The 4,640-nt window shown below is 62.3% G+C and carries 4 protein-coding genes and 1 pseudogene; all 5 read left to right on the top strand.

Annotated elements, in window-relative coordinates; genetic code table 11:
- Nucleotides 1-64 precede the first annotated feature (64 nt).
- Nucleotides 65-856, top strand: coding sequence for a twin-arginine translocase subunit TatC (gene tatC, locus WBR57_RS29970; protein ID WP_424089180.1), 792 nt, complete (start codon nucleotides 65-67; stop codon nucleotides 854-856).
- Nucleotides 853-1,560, top strand: coding sequence for a 16S rRNA (uracil(1498)-N(3))-methyltransferase (locus WBR57_RS29965; protein ID WP_424089178.1), 708 nt, complete (start codon nucleotides 853-855; stop codon nucleotides 1,558-1,560). Before tatC ends, WBR57_RS29965 begins: the two co-directional genes overlap by 4 nt.
- Nucleotides 1,561-1,663: 103 nt before the next feature.
- Nucleotides 1,664-2,674 (top strand): annotated as a pseudogene (locus WBR57_RS29960) (methyl-accepting chemotaxis protein); the annotation flags it as partial.
- A 33-nt stretch (nucleotides 2,675-2,707) separates the two neighbouring features.
- Nucleotides 2,708-3,580, top strand: a complete 873-nt coding sequence (locus tag WBR57_RS29955; protein WP_424089182.1) for a methyl-accepting chemotaxis protein — start codon at nucleotides 2,708-2,710, stop codon at nucleotides 3,578-3,580.
- Between the two features lie 172 nt (nucleotides 3,581-3,752).
- On the top strand, nucleotides 3,753-4,640 hold an 888-nt coding region (locus WBR57_RS29950; RefSeq protein ID WP_424089176.1), incomplete at its 3' end, for a methyl-accepting chemotaxis protein.

Genomic DNA, 4,640 nt, shown 5'->3' with positions numbered 1-4,640 from the left:
AGCCAGCGCCGACGCCCGTTGCGTCGCCCGCTCCCCATGACCCTACATTGCCGCCGCGAGCCCCATGAGCGCTGATAAACCGGAAAACGACCAGCACATGCCGCTGGTCTCGCACCTCACCGAGCTGCGTACCCGCCTGCTGCGGTGCGTGGCGGCGATCTTCATTATTTTTGCCGGGCTGTTCGCCTTCACCCAGCAGATCTACACCTTCGTCTCGACACCGCTGCGCCAGTACCTGCCGGCCGGCGCGACGATGATCGCCACCGATGTGTCATCGCCGTTCCTCACGCCGTTGAAGCTGACGATGATGGTGTCGCTGTTCCTGGCGATCCCGGTGATCCTGCACCAGATCTGGGGCTTTATTGCGCCGGGCCTGTACAAGCATGAAAAACGCATCGCCGTGCCGCTGCTGGTGTCGAGCATCCTGCTGTTCTACACCGGCATGGCCTTCGCCTACTTCCTGGTGTTCCCGCTGATCTTCAAGTTCTTCGCCGCCGCCACCCCGGCCGGTGTGGAAATGATGACCGACATCACCAGCTACCTCGACTTCGTGATGACGCTGTTCTTCGCCTTTGGCGTGGCCTTCGAAATCCCGGTGGCCGTGGTGCTGCTGGTGTGGATCGGCGTGGTCGACGTGAAGTACCTGAAGAAGATCCGCCCGTACGTGATCATCGGCTGCTTTGTGGTCGGCATGATCCTCACGCCGCCGGATATCTTCTCGCAGACCTTGCTGGCCGTGCCGATGTGGATGCTGTTCGAGATCGGCATCCTGTTCAGCAGCCTGATCACCAAGCGTGGCGAACACCCGGATGACCAGACCGCCGACGACGAACAGCCGCCAGCGACTCAGCCGTGAACCTGCTGCTGCTTGAAGAGGCCGATTTTATTGCGGCCGACCGCGTGGTCCTGCGCGACCGTCGCCTGGTGCATATGCAGGAAGTCCACCGCGCTGCGGTGGGCGATACGCTGCGGGTAGGCCGCCTCGGCGGGTTGATGGGCAACGCGCAACTGCTGCGCCTGGACACCGGCGAAGCCGAGCTGCAAGTGAGCTTCGACCTGCCGCCCCCGGCCAAACTGCCCCTGACGTTACTGCTGGCTCTGCCGCGCCCAAAGATGCTGCGCCGGGTGCTGCAAACCGTGGCGGCCATGGGCGTGCCCAAGGTGGTGTTGGTCAACAGCTACCGGGTGGAAAAAAGCTTCTGGCAAACCCCCTTCCTGGAGCCCGAGGCCGTTCGCGAGCAACTGATCCTCGGTCTGGAGCAAGCACGTGACACTGTGCTGCCCGAGATCATTATCGAAAAGCGCTTCAAGCCATTCGTCGAAGACCGCCTGCCGGCCATGACCGACGGCACCCTGGGGCTGATCGGCCATCCGGGCGACTACCCGGCGTGCCCGCGCGGCCTGGACGAGCCGGTGACCCTGGCGATCGGCCCGGAAGGCGGCTGGATCCCCTATGAGGTCGACCTGCTGACCAAAGCCGGCCTGCAGCCGGTACAGCTCGGCGCCCGCATCCTGCGGGTTGAAACCGCCGTCACCGCCCTGCTCGCCCGACTGTTCTAAACCCAAGCCCCCTCCCACATGCATGCAGCTTCGCTACAGAATCCCGCATGCGGGCCGATAACCCCGGAATAAGTCCAAGCCTTGTTCCAGGGGAGTTCGCAGCATGTATCGTTGGTTAGCCGAAAAGCTGGGGAATGTCAGCGTAAAAACCAAACTGGGCGTCGGCTTTGGTCTGGTCTTGCTGCTCACATTAATGATCACCGTCACCGGCTGGACCGGCCTGGGCGATGTGATCGGTCGGGGGGACAAGCTGGGCTACATCTCCAGCCTCAGCGGGTTGGCCAAAGACCTGCGCCTGGCGCGCCTGGACTATGAGATGCGCCGTGGCGAACAAGGCCCTGCGGAAGTCAACGACCTCATAGCTAAGCTCGAAAGCGGCCTGAAAACAGCCGACGCCATGATTGATCAGCCTGCCGACAACTTGCTGGTCGATCAACAGCTGACTGCAATCGATCAATACAAGCGCGCCTTCAACGATATGGTGCAAGCCGGTGCCAATCGCGAAAACGCTCGCAGCAAGCTGGGCGACACCGCCGACAACGCGGTGCTCAAGGTCGGTGAAATCGAGAAAGCCCTGCTGCAAGGCGACAGCGTCACCCAGTTCAATAGCGTGGTCGACCTGAGCAAGCTGATTCAACAAGCGCGGTTCCAGGTGCGCGGCTACACCTACAGCGGCAAGGTCGAGGCGGAACAACCGGCCTTGGACGCCATCGATAACGCCCTGAAAAAAATCAGCGCACTCACCGGCCAGTTGCCGGAGCAATACACGACCAACCTGCAGCAGGCCAGCGTGTCGCTGCAAGCCTACCGCGCCGCAGTCAGCCAATACCGCGACTCGCAGATAGCCAGTGCCGCGGCGATGAAAAAGATGGGCGAGCAAGGCGATACCCTGCTCGACCGCAGTAATAAACTGACGACCTCGCAAACCGCCGTGCGCGACACCGATGCCGCGCATGCCAAACAACTGTTGCTGCTGGCCACCGCGTTGGCGCTGACCTTCGGCATCCTCGCCGCCTGGGCCATCACCCGCCAGATCACCATTCCGCTGAACCAAACGCTTCAAGTCGCCGAACGCGTGGCCTCCGGCGACCTCAGCCACAACCTGACCTCATTGCGCCAGGATGAACTGGGCCAACTGCAACGCGCCATGCAAAGTATGAGCGTGGGCCTGCGTGAACTGATCGGCGGCATCAGCGACGGCGTCACCCAGATCGCCAGCGCCGCCGAGCAACTGTCGGCCGTGACCGAACAGACCAGCGCCGGGGTCAACAGCCAGAAGGTCGAGACCGACCAAGTGGCCACCGCCATGAATGAAATGGCCGCCACCGTGCAGGAAGTGGCGCGTAACGCCGAAGAAGCCTCCGAAGCCGCCGTGGCCGCCGACCAGCAGGCCCGTGAGGGCGACAAGGTGGTGGGTGAAGCCATCGCCCAGATCGAACGCCTGGCCACCGAGGTGGGCAATTCCACCGTCGCCATGGGCGACCTGAAGCGCGAAAGCGACAAGATCGGCAGCGTGCTCGACGTGATCAAGTCCGTGGCCCAGCAAACCAACCTGCTGGCCCTCAACGCCGCGATTGAAGCGGCGCGTGCCGGTGAAGCCGGGCGTGGTTTTGCGGTGGTGGCCGATGAGGTACGCAGCCTGGCGCAGCGCACCCAGAAGTCCACCGAAGAGATCGAAGAGCTGATTGTCGGCCTGCAAAGCGGTACCCAACAGGTGGCGACCATCATGGACAACAGCCGCAGCCTCACCGACAGCAGCGTCGAGCTGACCCGCCGGGCCGGTAGTGCCTTGGGCAACATCACCCGCACGGTCTCGACCATCCAGGCGATGAACTCCCAGATCGCCACCGCCGCCGAGCAGCAAAGCGCCGTGGCCGAAGAGATCAACCGCAGTGTGTTGAATGTGCGCGACGTCTCCGAGCAAACCTCCGCCGCCAGCGAAGAAACCGCCGCGTCGAGTGCCGAGCTGGCTCGCCTGGGTATTTACCTACAAACCCTGGTAGGCCGCTTCAAGGTTTGAGCCCCGCGTGGCGGCCATCATGGCCGCCACCCTGTGAATTTGTGAAATTTCCTACGCGTTTATCAGGTCGTGAATGACACACCTGGCGCCGAATAAAAGTAGCGTTTCATTTCCCCTGACCCGTGTCAGCCGGACTCCCGAAACGCTCCTTTTGATTCGTTGGAGGTTCACCATGTTTCGTCCACTGACCCGCCTGCTGGGCAACACCAGCGTCACCCTCAAACTGGCGCTGGGCTTTGCCCTGGTGCTCAGCCTTTGCCTCGTCATCGCGGCAACGGGCTGGCAAGCGTTGAACGCATCACTTAATCGCTCACAAAAACTCACGATTCTTTCGCAATTGGCCGTCGTCGGCGAAGAATTGCGCGCCGATCGCATTGTGTATCGAACCCTGAACGACCCGGCGAGCCTGGCCAAAGTTGGCCTGCATATGGAGAAAATTGACCGCCTGCTGGAGGATCTTTCGCCGCGTTTTACCGATCCGATCAACCAACAGCAATTGCAGGAGTCGCGTCGCTTTGTCGCGAATTTTAAAAGCGCCTTGGGCGGCCTGGAGGGCTTGATCAAACAACGCGAAAGCGCCCGCGAACAGCTCAAGCGCAGTTCGGTGCTGAGCAGCGACAGCCTGTCGGAACTGGCCAGCAACCTGCCCGACCAAGATGACGAAAAGGCGCTGGACGCCGTAGAACAACTGCGCCAGGCAATGGAACAAGCCGAAGACCGCGCCCAGAGCCCCGCCTGGGCTGCCGAATCGCTTGAGGCCTACGCGAATGCGCTGAACGACGCGCTGCCGGCCCTCGACGGCGCTCAAGCCGTTGTCGGCAAGCTGCCGGTTGACGCCAGCGCGCTGAAAAATGTGCTGCTGGACTATCGGACTCAGCTGACAAGCCTCAAGGATGCCCAGCTCAGCACCGAGGCGACTCAAAACCAGCTTGAGCAGTGGCTGGACAAGTTGCTGCAAGAAAGCGACCTGCTGAGCCAGGACCAGACCGCCAAGCGCGACCGGGACGCGAGCTTCGCCCGCACGCTGCTGCTGAGCATCACCGCCGCGGCCCTGTTGCTC

Origin of the sequence: Pseudomonas sp. (assembly GCF_049590575.1) — a bacterium.
Taxonomy (GTDB): Bacteria; Pseudomonadota; Gammaproteobacteria; order Pseudomonadales; family Pseudomonadaceae; genus Aquipseudomonas.
Note: the sequence above shows the minus strand (reverse complement) of the source record. Positions and strands in the feature narration are given on the sequence as shown.

Bases quoted from the DNA above. Each gene is read 5' to 3' on its own strand.
- tatC (WP_424089180.1), top strand. From the start codon at position 65: ATGAGCGCTGATAAACCGGAAAACGACCAGCACATGCCGCTGGTCTCG.
- WBR57_RS29955 (WP_424089182.1), top strand. From the start codon at position 2,708: ATGCAAAGTATGAGCGTGGGCCTGCGTGAACTGATCGGCGGCATCAGC.